Source organism: Peterkaempfera bronchialis (assembly GCF_003258605.2).
GTDB lineage: Bacteria > Actinomycetota > Actinomycetes > Streptomycetales > Streptomycetaceae > Peterkaempfera > Peterkaempfera bronchialis.
In genome coordinates this window covers 6591983-6611117 of sequence record NZ_CP031264.1, presented here as the reverse complement: position 1 = coordinate 6611117, position 19135 = coordinate 6591983, and the positions used below count along the sequence as shown (strand labels likewise).

11 protein-coding genes are annotated in these 19135 nt (G+C 74.6%); all 11 read right to left on the bottom strand.

What is annotated here, in order from left to right; genetic code table 11:
* Positions 1-7 precede the first annotated feature (7 nt).
* Positions 8-5968, bottom strand: coding sequence for a type I polyketide synthase (locus C7M71_RS28215; protein ID WP_111491824.1), 5961 nt, complete (start codon positions 5966-5968; stop codon positions 8-10).
* A gap of 9 nt (positions 5969-5977) precedes the next feature.
* The gene (locus C7M71_RS28210) at positions 5978-7579 is read right to left on the bottom strand and encodes a PfaD family polyunsaturated fatty acid/polyketide biosynthesis protein (protein WP_111491825.1); all 1602 of its coding nucleotides are present in this window, start codon (positions 7577-7579) and stop codon (positions 5978-5980) included.
* A 29-nt stretch (positions 7580-7608) separates the two neighbouring features.
* On the bottom strand, positions 7609-8628 hold the full coding sequence (locus tag C7M71_RS28205) for an NAD-dependent epimerase/dehydratase family protein (RefSeq protein ID WP_111491826.1): 1020 nt from the start codon (positions 8626-8628) through the stop codon (positions 7609-7611).
* The gene (locus C7M71_RS28200; RefSeq protein WP_229758972.1) at positions 8625-10313 is read right to left on the bottom strand and encodes a fatty acid CoA ligase family protein; all 1689 of its coding nucleotides are present in this window, start codon (positions 10311-10313) and stop codon (positions 8625-8627) included. Before C7M71_RS28200 ends, C7M71_RS28205 begins: the two co-directional genes overlap by 4 nt.
* A gap of 4 nt (positions 10314-10317) precedes the next feature.
* Positions 10318-11340 carry a 3-oxoacyl-ACP synthase III family protein gene (locus C7M71_RS28195; RefSeq protein ID WP_229758971.1) on the bottom strand — a complete coding sequence of 341 codons (1023 nt, stop codon included), beginning with the start codon at positions 11338-11340 and terminating at the stop codon, positions 10318-10320.
* The gene (locus C7M71_RS30865; RefSeq protein ID WP_162824434.1) at positions 11337-11615 is read right to left on the bottom strand and encodes an acyl carrier protein; all 279 of its coding nucleotides are present in this window, start codon (positions 11613-11615) and stop codon (positions 11337-11339) included. The genes C7M71_RS28195 and C7M71_RS30865 overlap by 4 nt, the downstream gene beginning before the upstream one ends.
* On the bottom strand, positions 11612-14059 hold the full coding sequence (locus C7M71_RS30860; RefSeq protein WP_162824433.1) for a hypothetical protein: 2448 nt from the start codon (positions 14057-14059) through the stop codon (positions 11612-11614). The genes C7M71_RS30865 and C7M71_RS30860 overlap by 4 nt, the downstream gene beginning before the upstream one ends.
* Positions 14056-15033 carry an alpha/beta fold hydrolase gene (locus C7M71_RS28185; RefSeq protein ID WP_111494815.1) on the bottom strand — a complete coding sequence of 326 codons (978 nt, stop codon included), beginning with the start codon at positions 15031-15033 and terminating at the stop codon, positions 14056-14058. The genes C7M71_RS30860 and C7M71_RS28185 overlap by 4 nt, the downstream gene beginning before the upstream one ends.
* A 186-nt stretch (positions 15034-15219) precedes the next feature.
* Positions 15220-17199 (bottom strand): threonine--tRNA ligase, encoded by a 1980-nt coding sequence (gene thrS / locus C7M71_RS28180; protein ID WP_111494817.1) that lies wholly within the window; start codon positions 17197-17199, stop codon positions 15220-15222.
* A gap of 68 nt (positions 17200-17267) precedes the next feature.
* Positions 17268-18470 carry a hypothetical protein gene (locus tag C7M71_RS28175; protein WP_114914623.1) on the bottom strand — a complete coding sequence of 401 codons (1203 nt, stop codon included), beginning with the start codon at positions 18468-18470 and terminating at the stop codon, positions 17268-17270.
* Positions 18471-18518: 48 nt separating this feature from the next.
* Complete coding sequence (locus C7M71_RS28170) at positions 18519-19085, bottom strand: DUF4365 domain-containing protein (protein WP_111494860.1); 567 nt, start codon at positions 19083-19085, stop codon at positions 18519-18521.
* Positions 19086-19135: the final 50 nt, after the last annotated feature.

The window sequence follows — 19135 nt, the reverse complement described above, 5'->3', positions numbered from 1 at the left end:
GCAGGCGTCAGGACGGGCGGCGTACCAGCTCGACGCCGCGCAGGTCGATGCGTACGGCGCCGCTCTCGTCGGCGACCACGGCCTCGCAGCGGGCGCGGTCACCGCTCACCTCGACGGCCCTGACCACGCATCGGGCGGCCCCGGTCAGCGGGCCCGCCCCCAGCAGGCGGCACTCCTCGATCCCCATCGGCAGCACCGCACCGCCCAGCATCCGCAGCGCCCAGAGCGAGGCCAGTTGCAAGGCGCCGTCCAGAGCTGCCGGGTCGCTGCGCCAGGCTTCGCCCGGCCAGCCCAGCCCGCGCAGGCCGACGAGTTCGCCGACGGCACCGGCCTCGCCGATCCCGGTCAGCGACCGCACGACGTGGAAGCGCGGGCCGTGGAAGAGCGCATGGCCGTCGTACAGCTCGATCCCGTCCGGTGGCAGCAGCCCGCCCGGCTCGCCGAGGTCGGGTGCGTCCGCCGCCGCAGCGCCGGGCACCACCGCCCGGACGTGCGCGGCTCCGTCGTCACCACGCAGCTCCAGCTCCAGGGCGCGCTGCCCGCCCTGCCCGGAGACCCGGCCCTGCACCGCCAGGCGGGGTCCGGCCGCCGTCGGCTCGGGCAGAACGACCTTGCGCAGTACCCGCAGGCCGCGCAGCACCACCGGATCGCCCTCCGGCCGCCAGACGGCGGCCACCCGGGCGAACCACTCGGCGGACAGCGCCAGCGGCAGCACCGGTCGGCCGTTGATCGCGTGATCGGCCAGGTACGGGTATCGGTCGGCGTCGATGCGGAGCTCCGCCCGGGCGGGCGCCCGGCTAACCGAACCCATCGGACCGAGCCCGCCGTCCATGGCCAGGCAGACCCTGGCCTCGGACGCCGGGCCGCCCAGCTCGGCGGCGAAGGCGTCGGCGCCCGCCTCGACGGGGATCAGCTCGACCCCTTCCCCGACGAGCAGCGCGGCGATCGGCGGGGTGACCATGCCGCCCTGCCACGGCCCCCAGGCGATGGACCGCACCAGGCAGCCCGGACGCCTGGCCTGCTCCACCGAGGCGACCTGGCCGAGCACCTCGTTGGCGACCGCATAGTCGCTCTGGCCCGCGTTGCCGAAGAGACCGGCCACCGAGGAGAAGAGGCAGACCAGTCGGAGCGGGTCGTCCACGGTGGCGTCCAGCAGTGCGCGCAGGCCGTCGACCTTGGTGCTGAGGACCCGGTCGATCTGCTCGTCGGTCTTGTCGGCGATCAGCTTGTCGGCCAGTACGCCGGCGCCGTGCACGATGCCGGTGACCGGGCCCCACTCCGCCCGTACCCGGTCCAGCTCCCGGCTGAGCGCAGCGCCGTCGCGCGCGTCCACCGCCAGGTACCGCACGGGGGACCCGGCCCGCTCGATCGCGGCGACCGTCTCCCGGATCTCCCGTACCGCCAGGATGCGGCGGGCGTGCGCGGCGAGCGCGGCCGGGGCGGGGGCCGGTTCCCGGTCGTCCGGCGCGCGGGTCTCGGCCAGCGCGCGGGTCAGGGCTGCCTCGTCGGTCAGGTGTGCCAGGCCGGGCGGTTCCTCGGTGAGCGGGGTGCGGCCCAGCAGGACCAGATGCGGCCGGTGCTCGGCCGCCAGCGCGCGCAGCGCGGCGGCCGTCACCCCGCGTGCGCCTCCGGTGGCCACGATCACCGACTGCGGCCCGATCCGGGCGGGCTCCCCGGCGGTGGCCGGGAGCGGCGCGGGCGCCAGCCGCAGGGTGCGCCGGGTGCCGTCGGCGGAGAGCGCCACATCGAGGTCCGGGCCGCCCTCCAGCAGCTCGCCCACGATGGCGGCGGCGACGGCGTGCGGCTCACGGCTGCCGCGTTCGCAGTCGATGGCCTTCACGGCGGCCTCGGGCCACTCCTTGGCGGCGGTCCTGGCCAGCCCGGCCAGCCCGCCGAGCCAGGCGCGGTCGCCCTGTCCGCCTCCCAGGCCGAAGTCGCCGCCGGTGTCCTGGACGGTGACGAAGACCCCGCTCCGCACCCCCGGGCGGGCGGCTGCGGAGACCGCCGTACGGAACGCCTCACGCTGGACCGCGGCGGCCCGGGCGGCGGAGTCGACCGGGGCCAGCCCGTCCAGCAGGACCACCCCGGCCGCGTCCTCGGGGATGCTGCGCTCCACGGTGGCGGCGCAGCCGTGGAAGCGCAGTTGCTCGGCGACCAGCTGGGCCACGCCCGTGCCGTCGTCGGTGACCGCGATCGGGCCGTCGTACAGCCCTGCCATGGCCAGTCCGGCGGCCGGGGCGGGGACGGCGCGCGGCACCGCGCGGCTCAGCGCCGCCCGTACGGCGGTGTCCGGAGCCGCCGGGGTAACCGGGGTCGGCGGCATAGCGGCTGACGGAGTGTCAGAGTTGGTGATCCCCAGGTGGCTGCGGACCGTGTCGGCGATCTGGCGCAGGGTGCGGGCCGCGCCGAGGTCCGCGAAGGCGCTCTGCGGCAGATCGCCCATGTCGCCGCAGACCACGGAGAGGATCTCCACCCGCTTGATCGAGTCGATGCCGAGGTCGGCTGCCAGCTCCATATCGAGGTTGAGGATGTCCACGGGGTAGCCGGTCCGCTCCGCCACGACCGAGAGGATCAGCCGTTCGAGGTCCTGCGGAGCGGGCACGTCGGGCCCGGCGGTCGGCTCCGACGGCGCCGACGGTGCCGGAGCCGCCGGAGTGTCCGGAGCGGCCAGAGCGACCGGAGCGGCCACCGGGACGGCCGAAGCCACCGGAACCGGAACGGCAGGGGCAGGTGCCATCACCACGGCCGACTCGATCTGCGGGACCGGGACGGCAGCCCGGGCGGCGGGAATGTACGCGGGCGCGGTCTCGGGCACCGCCACCGGGCCGCCCAGCAGCGCGGCCATCGCCGACTCGGACATCCGCAGATAGGCGAGGTGACTCTCGGTCACCTGCCGCTGGTAGTCGGTATGCGCCTCGGCGGTCTGCCGCTGGTAGTCGGCGTGCGCCTGCGCGGTCTGCCGCTGGGTCTCCTCGATCAGCGCCAGCAGACCGGGGTCGACGGCCTGCTGCACGGGCAGCACAGGAGCGGCCGACGCCGGGGCCGACCCCGGGGCCGACACCGACACCGACGCCGAGACCGGAGCCTGGACAGGGTTGGGCCCGGGCAGCGCCGCCGCGCCGCCCGGCGGGGGGTAGGGCCGGCCGTGGTTGCCTCCGTCGATCTTCACCGTCATGCGGGACATGTCCTCCCTGGTCCGCTTCGCGGCTGGCGCGTACTCCTCCCAGAGCACGCCGTGGTCGAGCGCTGCGCCGCAGACGGCGAGCTGCCCCAGTGCCTCGTGCAGCGCCGTGACGCCGTCCTGGCCGGGGCGTTGCAGCGCGACCGCGAGGTGGTCGCGGTCGCCGAGGATCCGCTGCACCAGGCCGGTGAGCGTGGTTCCCGGCCCCACCTCGACAAAGGTCCGCACACCTGCGGCGTACATGGCCTCGATCCCTGCCTGGAACAGCACCGGCGAGGCGAGGTGCGCGGCGATCCGGCCCCGCACCTGGTCGGGCTCGGCGGGGTAGACCGAGGCGTCGGCGTTGCCGTACACCGGGAGCGCCGGGCCGTCGATGCGCAGCGCCCGCACCGCCTGGGCCAACGGTTCGCCGGCCGCCGCGACCACCGGGCTGTGGAAGGCCGTGGCCGTGTCCAGCCGCCGGGTGGTGAAGCCCCGGCCCGCGAGCAGGCCCGCCGCCGCGTCGACCGCGTCGCCGAGGCCGGAGAGCACCACCTGCTCGGGGGCGTTGTGGTTGGCCAGCCAGACGCCGGGCAGGTCGGCGATCAGCGGCTCGACCTGCTCGCGCGGCGCCGTGACGGCCACCATCGCCCCCGGCGTCCGGAGTGCGGCGTCCCGCATCAACTCACCCCGGCAGCGGGCCAGCCCGAGCAGTCCATCGGCGTCCAGGGCGCCTGCGGCATGCAGTGCGACCAGTTCGCCGAAGCTGTGCCCGGCGGCGCAGTCGGGCCGCAGGCCCAGCGCCCGCAGCAGGTCGAGCAGTGCCAGGCTGTGGGCGGCGAGGGCGGGTTGGGCCCATTCGGTCGCGGTGAGCGCCGCCTGCTGCCTGTCCCGCTCGGCGTCGGTGAACGCCGGCGGCGGGAAGACCAGGCGGTGCAGCGGCAGGCCGTCGAACTCCCTGGCCCCATGGCGGTCCCAGGCACGCTGCACGGTCGGGAGGTGCAGGGCGAGGTCCGCTCCCATGCCGATGTGCTGGGAGCCCTGGCCGGGGAAGAGGAATCCGATCCGGCCGAGCGTGGCGGCGCCCGTCCGATAGCGGATGCCCGGTGCCGCGAACGGCGCGTCGGGCCGCCGCGCGATCACGGCGGCGGCCTGCGCCGCCTTGGCGGCGAGGTCGGCGGTGTCCCGGGCGACGATCGCCAGGCGCGCGGGGGCGTCGGGCCGGAACTCCTGCTGGCTGCTGCGGGCGAGCGCGGCGAGCGGCTGCTCCGGGTCGACCTCCCCGGCGGCGGTCAGCACCGCCTCCGGGGTGTCGGCGGCGAAGAGCACCAGTTCGCTGGGCATGCTGCGGAACCGGCGGGCCCGCTCGCCCCAGCCGGACTCATCGGGTACGTACTCCTCCACCGCCACATGGAAGTTGGAGCCGCCGAAGCCGAAGCTGGAGACCGACGCCCGCCGTGGATGGTCCGCCGGGCGCACCCAGGGGCGGGCCCGGGTGTTGAGGTAGAACGGGCTGTGCTCCAGGTCCAGGCCGGGGGCCGGGCGCTCGACCTTGACGGTGGGGGGCAGCACCCGGTGGTGCAGCGCCAGCACCGCCTTGAGCAGCCCGGCGGCTCCGGCGGCGCACTTGGTGTGCCCGATCTGCGACTTGACCGACCCCAGGGCGCAGTACTGCCGGTCTGGGCCGTCACCCGTCCCCTCGGGATCGCCGGACTGCTCGAAGACCTCGCGCAGCGCCGCGAACTCCGCGGCGTCGCCGGCCTTGGTCCCGGTGCCATGGGCCTCGACCAGCCCGACCGTCCGGGGGCTGTACCCGGCTTCCCGGTAGGCCCGCCGCAGTGCTCTCGCCTGACCGGCCGGGACGGGGGCGTAGATGGCGGTGCCGCCGCCGTCCGAGGAGGTGCCCACGCCACGGATCACGGCGTAGATCCGGTCGCCGTCGCGCTCGGCGTCGGCCAGCCGCTTGAGGGCGAACATGGCCAGCCCCTCACCGAGCATGGTGCCGTCGGCGTCGGCCGAGAACGGCCGGCAGTCCCCGGTCGTGGAGAGGGCCGGGGTCTTGGAGAAGCAGACATAGGTGCCGATGTCGTTGGCGGTGTCGACGCCGCCGGTGAGCATCAGGTCGGCCCGGCCGAGGGTGAGTTCGGCAATCGCCGTGGAGAGCGCCGCTAACGAGCTGGCGCACGCCGCGTCGGTGGTGTGGTTGAGGCCGTGCAGGTCGAAGCGGTTGGCGATCCGGCCGGCCACCACATTGGTCAGCATGCCGGGGAAGGTGGCCTCGCCCCACTCCACGGTCTGGTCCGCGATCCGGTCGCAGATCGCCTGCGCCTCGGGCTCCGGAACGCCGCTCTCGCGCAGCGCCTTGAGGTGCATCGGCCAGGCCAGCCGGTCGGCCATCTGGCTGAGCAGCGGCAGCGCGGCGGCGCCGAGGACCACGCCGATCCGGTCCCGGTCCAGCGCGGGCAGCCGGTCGCCGCCCGCCTCGGTGAGCACCTGCTCGGCGACCAGCAGGGCGAGCAGCTGTGCGCTGTCGGTCGCCGAGAGGTTGTTGGGCAGGATGCCGAACGCCATCGGGTCGAAGTCGACCGCCGGCAGAAAGGCACCGCGCCGGGCATAGGTCCGGTCGGGCACTGACGGGTCGGGGTCGTAGTGGTCTTCGACCAGCCAGCGGTGCGGCGGGACATCGGTGATCAGGTCACGCCCTTGGACGACGGCCCGCCAGAACCCCTCCGGATCGGGCGAACCGGGCAGCAGCGCACCGACGGCGACCACGGCGACCGGCACCGGTCGCGGGTGATGGTCCAGCATGGTCTCTCCTCAGCTCAGCGGTCGGGGCCGAAAGTGGAACCCCGCCGGGGGAACCGGTACGCCATAGGTGCGCAGCTGGTGGGCGCGGGTCAGCACCGCCGCGCCCTCCAGCAGGTTGAGCGCGATCTGGACCACCGACCGGTTGCCGGGCTGCGCGAGGAAGCTGCCCGCCGTCCACCGGTTGAAGGCGCCCATCGCCGGGCCGCACCAGAGCTGGTAGTCGGCGCGGCGCGAGGTGTCCCCGGTGATCGCCCACCGGCTGGAGCTGCCCAGGTACCAGCGGAAGACCAGGGCCATCCGGTGCTTGGGATCGCGCTCGGCCCTGGCCAGCTGGGCGGGGTCGCGCCGCTCCCAGAACCGCCGGGTCAGCTCCCAGACCTGCGCGACCGGGCTGCCCAGCACCTCGGCCTCGATCCGGGCCAGCAGCGCCGCCGGGACGGACTCCAGCGAGTCGTGGTCGCGGTAGACGTCGTACAGCCGGGTGGCCCGCGCGGCGAAGAGCGTGCCGTGCTGGAGCACCTGGAGCTTCACGCCCAGCTCGAACATGTCTGCGGCGGGAGCCATGGTGACATCGGCGACATCGGCCTGCGCCAGCAGGTTTCTGGCGTCGTCGGAGACGCCCGACTCCACCGCGACCTGGTTCACCGACCCGGTGACCGCATAGGCGGCGCCGAGGGCGAAGGCGGCGGAGACCGCGCCCGGGGTGCCGAGCCCGCCGGCCGCGCCGATCCGGACGGGCCCGGGGTGGCGGGGGTACCGCTCGGCCGTCCGGTCGCGCAGGGCCAGGATGGTGGGCAGCAGCACCGACAGCGGGCGGTTGTCGGTGTGGCCGCCGCTGTCGGCCTCCACCGTGATGTCGTCGGCCACCGGGACGTGCCCGGCCAACTCGGCCTCCTCGGCGGTGAGCAGGCCGCGTTCCACCAGGGCGCGCAGCAGCGGCTCGGGGGCCGGCGACAGAAACTGCTCGGCCACCTCCGGGCGGGAGACCTTGGCCATCAGCCGGGTCCGCCGGGCGATCCGGCCCGCTGCGTCCCGGTGCAGTCCGGTGGCGGCGCAGCGGACGACGGCGGGGGTCAGCCGCATAAAGGCGGAGGCGGAGACATGGGGCACGGCGCGGCGCAGCAGCAGATCCGCGACCTGCTCCTCCAGGGCCGGTTCGGCCGGGGAGTGGATGAGGTTGACGCCCCAGTTGGTCCGGCCGGGCAGGGCACGCCGCAGTTCGTCCACCGCGGCCTCCACGGCGGGCAGGGCGAGGCCGGCCGCGCCGAAGAAGCCGAGCATCTCCGCCTCCGCCATGGCGGTCACCATGCGGGTGGTGGCGATCCCCTTGGCCATCTCCCCGGCCACATAGGGGAAGCGCACCGCATGGGCCTCGCCGAACGAGCGGTCGCCGAGCCATTCCGGGTAGAGCGGCGGCAGGGTGCCGACGATCTCGCCGCCGGGGCCGGAGGGCGGTGGGCTGCCCGCCGCCACGCCGAGGCCGCCGTCGCGGTCCCGTACGACATGGGCCGGTTCCCGGATCCGCTGGATCACCCCGGGCAGCTCGGCCGGGGCGTACACCGGTCGGCCCGCCTCCCCAGGGGCCGAGCCGGAGCGCTGCTGGACGGGCATCGATGCGTCCTCCCTTGTCGGGTAGCGGTTCATCGGGCGCCGCCGTTCTCCGGTCCGGCCGTACTCGCTGCCAGGTGCCAGGCCAGCCGGCGCAGCCCCTCCTCGGTGCCGATGCGCGGCCGGTAGTCCAGGTCACGCCGTGCGGCGGAGATGTCGAACCAGTGCGAGGTGCCGAGCTGTCCGGCCACCAGCCGGGTGAGCGGCGGTTCGGCCGGCACCCGGGCCGCCCGGTAGGCGGTCTCCAGCAGGGCGGCGGCGGCCCGTGCCGGGGCGCGCGGGACGCGTCGGGTCTCCGGGGGCAGTCCGGCCGCCGCCAGCAGGGCGTTCAGGGTGTCGTCGGTGGTCCGGGGGTCGCCCTGGCTGAGGAAGTAGGCGCGGCCTGCGATCGGCGCGGCCGGGTGCAGCCGGTCCAGGGCGAGCAGATGGGCCTCGGCGGCGTTGTCCACATAGGTGGTGTCGATCCGTTTGCCCGGTGGCCCGACCAGCCGCAGCCGGCCGGTGCGGGCGGCTTCGAGGATGCGGGGGGTGAAGTGCGGATCGCCGGGGCCCCAGATCAGATGGGGCCGCAGCGCCACCGTGGCCAGCTGCGGCGAGTTGGCCGCCAGCACCCGCTGCTCGGCCTCCGCCTTGCTCCGGGGGTACGGGCCCGGGAAGCGGGTGGCGTACGGCACCGACTCATCGACGCCCTCCAGGTCCCGGCCCCGGTGGACCACGCTAGGGCTGGAGGTGTACACCAGCCGCCGCACGCCGTGTTCCAGGCACCCCGCGATCACGTTTTCGGTGCCGCCGACGTTGACCGCGTGGTACTCGGCGGCCGGTCCCCAGGCCCCGGCCTTGGCCGCGCAGTGGATGACCGCCGCGCATCCGGCGACCGCGTCGGCGACCGCCGCCCGGTCGCGGAGGTCCGCCGGGTGCTGCTCCACGCCGAGGGCGGCCAGCTGCGCCGAGCGGTGGCGGCCGAGCGACCGGACCTGGTGGCCGGCCGCCCGGAGTTGGACGCAGACGGCCCTGCCCAGGAAGCCGCTGCCGCCGGTGACCAGTACCCTCACCGGAGCCTCCCGGCGGCCCAGCGCGCCAGCCGCTCCCGGCCGATCTTGGCGTTGTGCCGGATGTCGACCGGGAAGCCGGGGTGGAACAGCACCTGCCGGATGGCGGCGGTGTGCGGATACCCGGCGAACCGGTCGAGCACCTCGGCCGCCACCCGGGGCCGCTGGGAGCGCCGGATGCCGCGTTCGGCCTCCACGCAGAGCACCGGTGTCTGGGCACCCGGGGCGCCGACGCCCACCAGTGCGCTGCGCCGGACGCCGGGGACGGTGTTGGCGATCGGCTCGACCTGCTCGGTGCAGAGGTCTCCGTCCGGGGTGCGCACCCGCTGCGACGTGCGTCCGCAGAGCCAGAGCCGCCCCTGCTCGTCCAGTCGGCCGAGGTCGCCCATGCGGTGCACGATCCGGTCGCCCTCGCGGATCTTGGCGAGTGCCGTCTCCTGCGGGCGGCCGAAGTACCGCTCGCTGACCGCCGGTCCGGCGACGGTGATCTCACCGACGGCGCCGGGCTCCGCCAGCAGGTCGTCGCTCCAGAGCGGGATGGGCCCGTCCGAGACGGTGATCACCCGTACCGTGTTCGCCGCCAGCGGGCGGCCGACGCAGACGCCGTGGCCCCGCTCGGTCGGCAGGCGGGTCTCGCCGAGGAGTTCACGGCTCTCGATGACGCTCAGCGGCAGGCATTCGGTGGCCCCGTACGCGGAGTGGAGCAGGGCGTCCTCGGGCAGGCAGCGCCGCAGCCGCTCGGCGGTGCGGGGGTCCAGCGACGCTCCGGCGGAGGTGACAAAGCGCAGCGGCTCCAGCACCAGCGCCCGGTCCGCGCAGTACCGGGAGAGCGAGTCCAGCAGCGCGGGCGCGCCGAACAGGCCGCTCGCGCCGAACCGGCCGATCTCGGCGACCAGCACCGCCGGGTCGGCGGAGGCGGGGCGGATCGGGTCCATCCGTGGGACCACCAGGGTCAGCCCGAGCGCGGGACCGGCCAGGGCGAACGGCGGGAAGGTCGAGATGCCGACCGTCCCCGGTTCCAGCGGGAAGGTTTCCCGGGCCAGCCGGAGCTGCGCACCGAGGTGCCGCGCCCGGTACTCGACGGCCTTGGGGACACCGGTCGATCCGGAGGTGAAGGCGATAGCGGCCAGGTCGTCCGGCGACCGGTCCGCGCGGGGCGGCGGGATGTCGGGGGCGGCGGCGCAGAGCGCCCGGAGGGTGGGGCCGCGCCAGAACCAGCGGCGGCCGACCGTGACCGGCAGGCGCACGGAGCGGCGGGCCCAGCCCAGCAGCACCCGGCCCGCGTGCGCCTTCGGCACTCCGATGAAGGCATCCGGCGCGGCCTCGGCCAGGCAGCGGCGGAGCGCGGACCTGGCGATCCCGGGGTCGATCAGCACCGGGACCACCCCGAGCCGGGCCAGGGCGAGGACCAGCGCCGCCAGATCGGGTCCGGGCGGCACCATCAGGCAGGTCCGCATCCCGGGCCGCAGGCCCGCGTGGGAGAGCGCACCGGTGTAGGCGTCGCACCGCTCGGTCAGTTGACGGTAGGTCAGCTCTGCGTACCGGCCGTTGCGGACCGGGTGGTGCAGCGCGACCGCGTCCGGCTGCCGGGCGCGCAGTGCCTCGAAGGCGGCCGTGAGGTCGGCCGCTGTGTCGTCCGGCAGGCCGTTCTCCGGCGTGCCGTCCTCGGGGGTGGGGAGCAGGGTCACCGGGTCACCACCTCAGCACCATCGCGCCGAGGCTCAGCCCGCTGGCCAGCCCGATCAGCAGGGCGTGGTCCCCCCGCTTCAGGCGCCCGGTCTCCACGGCGGTGACCAGTTGCAGCGGCAGGCTCGCCGAGGCCACATTGCCGTGGTCGGCGATGGTGACCACGGTGCGGTCCAGCGGGATGCCGGCCCGCTCGCAGAACGGGGCCAGATAGGGCAGCGCCGCCTGGTGGACGCAGACCACCGCGAAGTCCGCCATGGTCATCCCCAGCCCGGTCACCGCGTCGAGCAGCGGGGTGAGGTCGGCCCGGTCCAGCGCCGCCAGCAGTTCCATCGACCTGACCTGGAACCGGCCTGCGGTCAGCACCCCGGTCTGCCGGTCACGCTGGACGGGCACGACGGTGGTCGGCCAGGCCGCCGACTCGGCCGTGAAGCGGTGGCCCAGTACCCCGGGCCGGTCGCTGGCCTCCAGCAGCAGGGCGGCACCGGCGTCGGAGACGGTGTGCGAGGCGCCCACGGTGAACAGCTCGTCAAGCCCCGACAGCCGCCACTGCGCCGCGAGGGTCACCCGCTCCCCGCAGGCGATCAGGATGCGGTCGTAGTGTCCGGCGCAGATCAGCGCATCGGCGACCTCGATCGCGTTCACCACGCTGTTGCAGGCGTTGGAGAGATCGAAGACCGGGCAGCGGGCGCCGAGCTTCTCCGCGACGATATGGGCGGTGGCCGGCTCGATCACATCCGCGCTGGTGGCGGCGAAGATCAGCAGATCGATGTCGGCGAGGTCCCGGCCGCAGGAGTCGAGCAGCTTCCGCACGGCGGCAGCGGCCAGGTCGGAGGCCATCCAGTCGTCGGGGGCGAGATGGCGGTAGCGGACGCCGGTGAGGCGCTCGATCAGTCCCGGCGGCGGGACGAGCCCGGGGTTCAACTCCGCCAGCCTCGCCTCGACCTGGGCGCTGGTCATCCCGTCCTCGGGCAGATGGGTGGCGACCTCGGCCACCCGCGCATGGCGGGCCGCACCGGCGGGCGTCACGAGCTCTTCCCTTCCGCTGCGGCGGCGACGATGTCGGCCAGTTCCCCCACGGTGTGCGTCACCAGCACCTGGGCGACGTCCAGGGTGACCCCGAACCGCTGCTCCACCTCCGTCACGGCGCGCAGCGCCTTGAGCGAGTCGATGCCGGGCAGCGTGTAGAGGCGCGACTCGGCGGGGACCTCTGCCACCTCGACGGCGAGGGAGGCGGCGATCACCTCGCGGATGACGTCGAGGACACGGTCGCGGGCGACGGCGTCCACGGGTTCGGACGTCACAGGGTCTCCTTCACCAGGGCGTGGTCGGGGGCGGTTCGCGGGCGGCCGGGCAGGAACGGGGCCAGGTCCACCGGCAGGCCGTGGCTGGCGAGCCTGGCCAGCAGCCGGGCCATGGACCGGTCGGCGGGCATGCCGCGCCGCTCGACGGCCTCGGCCACATGGGGCCGGTCGGCGAGGCAGTCGTCCACCCAGCGGGTGCAGACGCCGCCGGGCCCCACCTCCAGGAAGTAGCGGTAGCCGCGCAGATAGGCGGCCCGGACGAGGCGTGGGAAGTCGACGGTCCGCCGCATCACCCCCACGACGTCGGCGGCGGTCTCCCCGGGCGCCGAGGCGTCCAGCGGTCGGCAGCCGTGCGCGCTGAGCAGCTCCGCGTCCGGGGTCGGCCGGACATGTCGGCCGAGCTCCCCGGGGGCCCGCCCGGTGTCGATCAGCGGGGTGTGGAAGAGGTGGCTGTACGCGGAGGGGATGCTGGGTCGCCCCATCGCCTCGGCCAGGGCCTCGCACTGAGCCGGATCACCGGCGACCACCACCTCGCCCGGCGTATTGACATGGGTGAGGAAGACCCGGTCGAAGCGGCTCAGCCGCTCCCGGACCTCAGCGGCTCCGGCAAAGACGACCCGGGAGCCCCAGACGGCGCCGTCCGGCAGCTCCTCGGGGAGGTTCCAGGCGGCCCGGACCACCTGCCGCGCCCTGCCCACCGCCTGGTCGAAGAGCGGCAGCGCGAAGAGCGCGGCGAGGTCGTCCTCGGTGCAGGAGAGCCAGCCGGTGGCGGCCAGCATGCTGATCTCGCCGAGGCTGTAGCCGAGCGCGCCGTGCTGCCGCAGACCCAGCACGCTGCGCAGCAGACGGGTGTGGAAGACGGCGAAGAGGATCCCCACCTCGGTCAGCCCGGCGGCGTCGCCGTACAGCTCCCGCTCCAGCGCCGCGAGTTCCGCTTCGGCGGCGTCCTTGCCCAGCAGCCGCCGCACCAGTTCCCCGCCGCACCCGGCGTCGCGTCGGAACGCCGACTCCCCGACGGCGGCGAGCTCCCCGGGGAAGCAGCGGAGCAGGTCGCGTCCGAACCCCGGGAAGGCGCCGAAGATGCCGGGGAAGACCAGGGCGACCCCGCCGCCGGGCCCGATCGGCCGGGCCGCGCAGCAGCTGCCGCCGGGGCTGGCCCAGTCCCGGCCCTCCGCCAGGGTGCGCGGCAGCGAGCCCAGGGCCAGCCCGAGCTCCCGGCCCACCGACTCCGGGGTCACGCAGAAGACCGCGCGCAGCGCCGCGCCCGCCGACTCCTCGGCCGAGCGGGCGGCGAGTGCCGCGAGGTCGGCGCCGCCGTCCAGCGCGTCCCGCGTCCGGGCGACGGCGCGGACCAGGTCGTCGGGGTCCCGGCCGCATACCGGCAGCAGTGCCAGGTCGGTCACCCGCGACCAGTCGGTGTGCACCAGGGCGCCCCGCTCGGCCGCCCCGGACAGCAGCAGATACGCCCGGTGGTCGCCGGTCCCCGCCGCCACGGACGCCCGCCGTGGGGCGGCGGCGGAGGGCCGCAGCCATGGGTGGCTGCCGGAGGGCAGGTACAGCCCGGACCGCTCCCCAGATGGCCCCTGCCGCGACGACCGGGCGGTGGCCGCCTCGTCAGTGGCCGACTCGTCAATGACCGACTCGCAAGTGACCGCCTCGGGGACGGCGGGCAGATAGCAGTGGTGCAGGCAGAGGGCGGCCCGGACCACGGCGGTGAGCATGGCCCGCGGCCCGCTCTCCCCGGTCGGGGCCAGCACACTGTGCCGTACCCCGACCGCCTCGGCCGACCAGACCCGGCCCAGCTCGGCCGCGGTCGCGTCCCGCTCGGCGGCGTCCGCGCCGTACAGACCGAGGTACTCGACGTCCCGGGGGTCGAGCGCCCTGCTGCCCAGGGCCTCCAGCGCGACCCGGTCCGCCGCTCCGCGCTGCCCGACCGCCATGGCGTCCAGCACCGCATAGGCCCGTCGGCGGTCCCGAGCGGCATCGGTGAGCAGCACCGCCACCGCCCCGCCGGAGTCCTCGGCGCAGACCAGGACGTCCCCGCCGAGGCGGAGCACGCGGTGTGCCCGGCGCAGCGCCTCCGCCAGGTCGCCGTCGTCTCCGGCCAGGGTGTCCACCGGGCCGGAGGTGGCGAGCCGCTGTGCGAGCCGCCGGCCGGCCTCGGGGTCCGCCTTCTCCTCGGCCAGCACAAGGAGCGCGGCGGCGATCGGCTCGCCGGTCTCCGCGCCGCCGTCCCGGAGTGCCTGGCGGGCGGCCCGGGCCACCGGCGAGCCGTCCTGGTCGGCGGCGTCGGGCGGGCGCACCCGCGTAGCGAGGTCGGCACGTCCTTCGAACAGCGCGCGTTCCAGCTCGTCCACCGTGGTGAAAGGCTCCGCATGGCAGCCGATTCCGACAATGGCCATGCCCAGCGTCTCGGCCGCGCCGACGGCCGGGGGCGTCGTCATGGCCGCCGCTCTCCCGCTCCGTCCCGCATTCGGGAATCGTCCGCCAGGAAAGCGCGGATTTCCGCCACCATTGCGTCCCGCTGGTCCTCCATAATGTAGTGGCCGGAACGGGAGTGGATTCGGCAGTCCGCGTCGGGAAAGCGGCGTCGCCATTCGTCCAGGAAGGCGCGGCGGAACACCGGGTCGCGCGCGCCCCAGCCGATGAGCACCGGTCGGTCGGCCAGCAGGGCGGTGGCCCGGTCGGCGGCCAGCAGTTCGTCCCAGGCCCGGTCGGCCGGGGAGACCGGGATGTCCTGGATGAACCGCAGGATGGCCAGCCGGTCCTCGGGGGTGCCATAGGGCGCCAGGTACCCCGCCCTGACCTGGGGGGCCATCCGGTGGGTCACCCCGTAGCGGGCCGCTCCCCTGGCCATGGCGTTGCGGCGGAGCACCAGGTGGCGGGCGAGGCGCGTCCGCCGGACCGCCCAGAGCGGCAGCCGCAGGGTCAGCGGGAGGCGCGGGCCGAAGGGGCTCGGGAAGGCGGCGGTGTTGAGCACCACCAGCCGGGCGACCAGGTCCGGGTGGCGCGCGGCCCAGGCCATGCCGATGGGCCCGCCCCAGTCGTGCATGACCAGCGTCCACCCCGAGGAGGGCGCACCGCCGTGGGCCACCAGATGGCTGGTGAGCGCCTCCAGGTCGTCCACCCGCGAGGCCAGGGTGTAGCGGTAGTCGCGCTCGGCGGGCCGCGCCGAAAGCCCCATGCCGATGTGGTCCGGGACCACGCACCGGTGGGAGTCCCGCAACCCGGCGACCAGGTGCCGCCAGTAGTAGCTCCAGCTCGGGTTGCCGTGCAGCATCAGTACGGGCGACCCGTCGCCCTCGTCCAGATAGTGCTGGCGATAGGCGCCGTGGTCGAACCAGCGTGAGGTGAACGGGTAATCCGCCGACGTCGCCGACGGCGTTGGCTCTCCGGATTCTTCGACTCGTCGGCCCATGGCAGAGAGAGTGCCAGGAGGCCGAGGGCAAAGAAAGCGGCCCTTCACTCACAGGAGTGAAAAGGGCCGCCTTTTTCATTCTTTAGGATTGGATGGAGCGGATCACCCGCACAGCCGAACCGGATCTGGTAATCGGCCGGAGCGCCCCGATTCGAACAGGGCGCTCCGGAGCGGTACCGCGCCGGGTCAGACCTGGACCCGGTCCCGGACCGCCTTGACGATCTCCGCGACGGCCTCGTCCACCGGCACCCCGTTCTTCTGCTCGCCGCTGCGGTAGCGGAAGGAGACCGCGTCCGCCGCGATGTCCTCCGCACCGGCCAGCAGCATGAAGGGGATCTTGGCCTTCTGGGCGTTGCGGATCTTCTTCTGCATCCGGTCGTCCGAGGCGTCGACCTCCACCCGGACCCCCTCGGCCCGCAGCTTGGCCGCGACCTCCTGGAGGTAGGGCACATGCTCGTCGGTGATCGGGATGCCGACGACGGTGACCGGGGCCAGCCACGGCGGCATGGCGCCGGCGTAGTGCTCCAGCAGCACCGCGAAGAACCGCTCGATGGAGCCGAAGAGGGCGCGGTGGATCATCACCGGGCGCTGGCGGTTGCCGTCCCCGCCCTGGTACTCCAGCTCGAACCGCTCGGGCAGGTTGAAGTCGACCTGGATGGTGGACATCTGCCAGGTGCGGCCGATGGCGTCCCGGGCCTGCACGGAGATCTTGGGACCGTAGAAGGCGGCGCCGCCCGGATCCAGGACGAGTTCGAGGTTCTGCTTCTGGGCGGCCTGCCGCAGGGTCTCGGTGGCCTCCTCCCAGACCTCGTCGGTGCCGATGGACTTCTCCGGGTCCCGGGTGGAGAGCTCCAGGTAGAAGTCGTTGAGGCCGTAGTCACGCAGCAGGTCCAGCACAAAGCTGAGCAGCGAGTCCAGCTCCTGCGGCATCTGCTCCTTGGTGCAGTAGATGTGCGCGTCGTCCTGGGTGAAGCCCCGGGCGCGGGTGAGCCCGTGCACCACGCCGGACTTCTCGTAGCGGTAGACGGTGCCGAACTCGAAGAGCCGCAGCGGCAGTTCGCGGTAGGACCGGCCCCGGGACCTGAAGATCAGGTTGTGCATGGGGCAGTTCATCGGCTTGAGGTAGTAGTCGATGTCCCCGTCGAGCTTCATGGGCGGGTACATGCCGTCGGCGTACCAGTCCAGGTGGCCGGAGACCTCGAAGAGGGTGCCCTTGGTGGCGTGCGGGGTGTAGACGAACTCGTACCCCGCCTCCTCGTGCCGCCTGCGCGAGTAGTCCTCCATCACCCGGCGCATGATGCCGCCCTTGGGGTGGAAGACGGCCAGGCCGGAGCCGATCTCCTCGGGGATGGAGAAGAGGTCAAGCTCGGCGCCGAGCTTGCGGTGGTCGCGCTTCTCGGCCTCGGCGAGGAAGTCCAGGTACGCCTTGAGCTCGTCCTTGGACGGCCAGGCGGTGCCGTAGATCCGCTGGAGCTGCTTGTTCTTCTCGCTGCCGCGCCAGTAGGCGGCGGCGCTGCGCATCAGCTTGAAGGCCGGGATGAGGCGGGTGGTGGGCAGGTGCGGACCCCGGCAGAGGTCCTTCCAGCACAGCTCGCCGGTCTTGGCGTCCAGGTTGTCGTAGATGGTGAGCTGGCCGGCGCCGACCTCGGCGGAGGCGCCGTCGGCGGCATCGGCGGCCGACCCCTTGAGGCCGATCAGCTCCAGCTTGTACGGCTCGGCGGCCAGCTCCTCGCGGGCGGCGTCGTCGGTCACCGGGCGGCGGGAGAAGCGCTGACCGCGCTTGACGATCTCCTGCATCTTCTTCTCGATGGCCTTGAGGTCATCGGGGTGGAACGGCTTCTCCACGTCGAAGTCGTAGTAGAAGCCGTCCTTGATCGGCGGGCCGATGCCCAGCTTGGCCTCGGGGAAGATCTCCTGCACCGCCTGCGCCATGACATGCGCGGTGGAGTGCCGCAGGATCGCCAGGCCGTCCTCGCTGGCGAGGGCGACGGGCTCCACCTCGTCGCCGTCCTGGAGCTGGTACGCCAGGTCCTTGAGCTCCCCGGCCACCCGGGCGGCGACGATGGAGCGGTCGCCCGGGAAGAGTTCTGCGGCGGTAGTGCCCGTGGTCACCACGCGCTCTTCCCGATCGGGTTCGCGGTTGATGATCACACGGACGTCCGACACCGGTCTCTCCTGACTCGCGGAAAACGTTCCTCGCAGCGTACGGGCTGCGCTGACGATGGTACCGAGAATTAAGGAGCCTCCTCCTCGCCGCCCACGGGGATCCCCTCCGGGCGCTCCCGCAGCGCCTTGAGCAGCCGCTCGCGCTCCGTGCCGTCCAGTTCGCAGAGCGTCAGATCGCGGGCGCCGGTGAGCCTCCGGAAGCCGCCGTCGCGCTCCAGCCGGCCGCTGAGCCGCAGCGGCACCCCGGTCTGCCGGGCGCGCAGCGCCGTGCGGTACGCCTCCCCGTCCAGCCGGGCGCGGACCTCGGCCACCTCCGCACCGGCCAGCACCCGCAGCCGCACCGTGCCGGAGCCGTCCGGCCCGGGCCGCCCGCGCCGCACCACGGCGGCGGTGATCCGCACCTCCACGGACGGTTCGCCGAGCACCAGCCGCTCGGCCGCCTCCGCCAGCGCCGGCAGGTCGCCCGGGGAGAACTCCACCGCCGGACGCGGGTCGGCGAAGCCGCGCGGCGGTCCGGCCGCAGGCGACCAGGCGAGCGCGATCCCGGCGCCCTCGCTGCCGCGCACCAGCCGCTCCACCGCCCCCACCAGCTCCCGGCTGACCCCGGCCGGCACCGCCTGGTCGAAGGCGTCCAGGCGGCCGGTGGCGCGTCGGTAGTCCACCGCGTCCCGCAGCGCCTCCAGGGCCCGGACCAGGGTGGTGGTCACCCCGCGCCCCTCCGGAGCGGGCGTGTACGCGGTGAGCCGACCGCCACCGCTGCCGGGCTCCGCGACCAGCACCCGGCGCAGAAAGGCGGCGGCCTGCCCGTCCAGCCGGGCGCCGAAGTAGCCGCACCGGGTGTGGGCCGCCTTGGCCGCCGCCCGGAGCATCGCCCCGGCCGCGCCGCGCAGCGCGTCCTCGGAGTCCCAGGGGACCGCGCCCCCCGTACCGGGCACCTCGCGCTCCCAGCGGACCTCGTCCCCGGGCACGCTGAGCGCCAGCAGCACCGCGCGGGCGGACGGCAGCCGCGAGCGGGCCAGCGCGGCGACGGCCTCGGCCAGCAGGTCGGCGGCGTCGTCGAAGCCCGGCCCGGCCGGCACCAGCAGGCTCAGCCCGGCCCCCGCGCCGTCGCCGGGCGGCGTCCAGCGCCCATAGCGCCCGGCCGGTCCGCCGCGCCGCACCCAGCCCTGCCGGGCCAGCAGCGCGGCCAGCACCCCCGGGTCGACCCGGGACGGGTTCGGCAGCGGGCCGTCCCGGTCCGCCGCGCCGCTGTCACGTCCTGTCGCCGCCATGCCGCGCCTCCCGCCGTCGTGGCCGTCCATTCCGCAGGCCGCGCGGGGTCACGGGCTGCCGCCCGCGCCGACGCGCGCCATGATCGCGCAGAGCGCACGGTCGTCGAAGACCCGCTCCGTGGGGATGCGCACATTGGTGCGCCGCTTCCCGGTGACCGGGTGCCCCGCCAGGTTGACCCAGTAGCAGCAGTGGCGCAGCTCCAGCCGGTCGGGCCGGGCCAGCAGCCAGTCGTCCACCGACCGGGGCAGCAGCATCACCACCAGGATCCGGTGGACCGCGACCCGGGACCGGGCCAGCTTGCGCAGATGGTCGTTGTCCAGGGTGAAGCTGAAGTACGGGCCCGCCGGGCAGGGAGCGGTCTGCTGGGTGGCCTTGAGCTGCACCTTGATGGTCACCTCGTCGTCCGCCGCATGGGCCGCCGAGCCATGGCTGAGGTGCCAGTCGATGCCGTTGTCCGGGAACGGCTGGGAGAGCGAGCAGCCGGCCGCCGCCGCGACCGCGTGCAAGTACCCCACCTGAAGGGTCTCCATGCAGGCGGTGGTCGCCAGGTCGCCCCGCAGCGGTGCGGCCCAGTCGCTCGGCGAGCCCTCCGGTTCGGGCAGTGTCAGCGCCATCGGTACGTCATCCCCATGCCCCCGCGACGGCTTGGCGCCCCCCGCGCAGC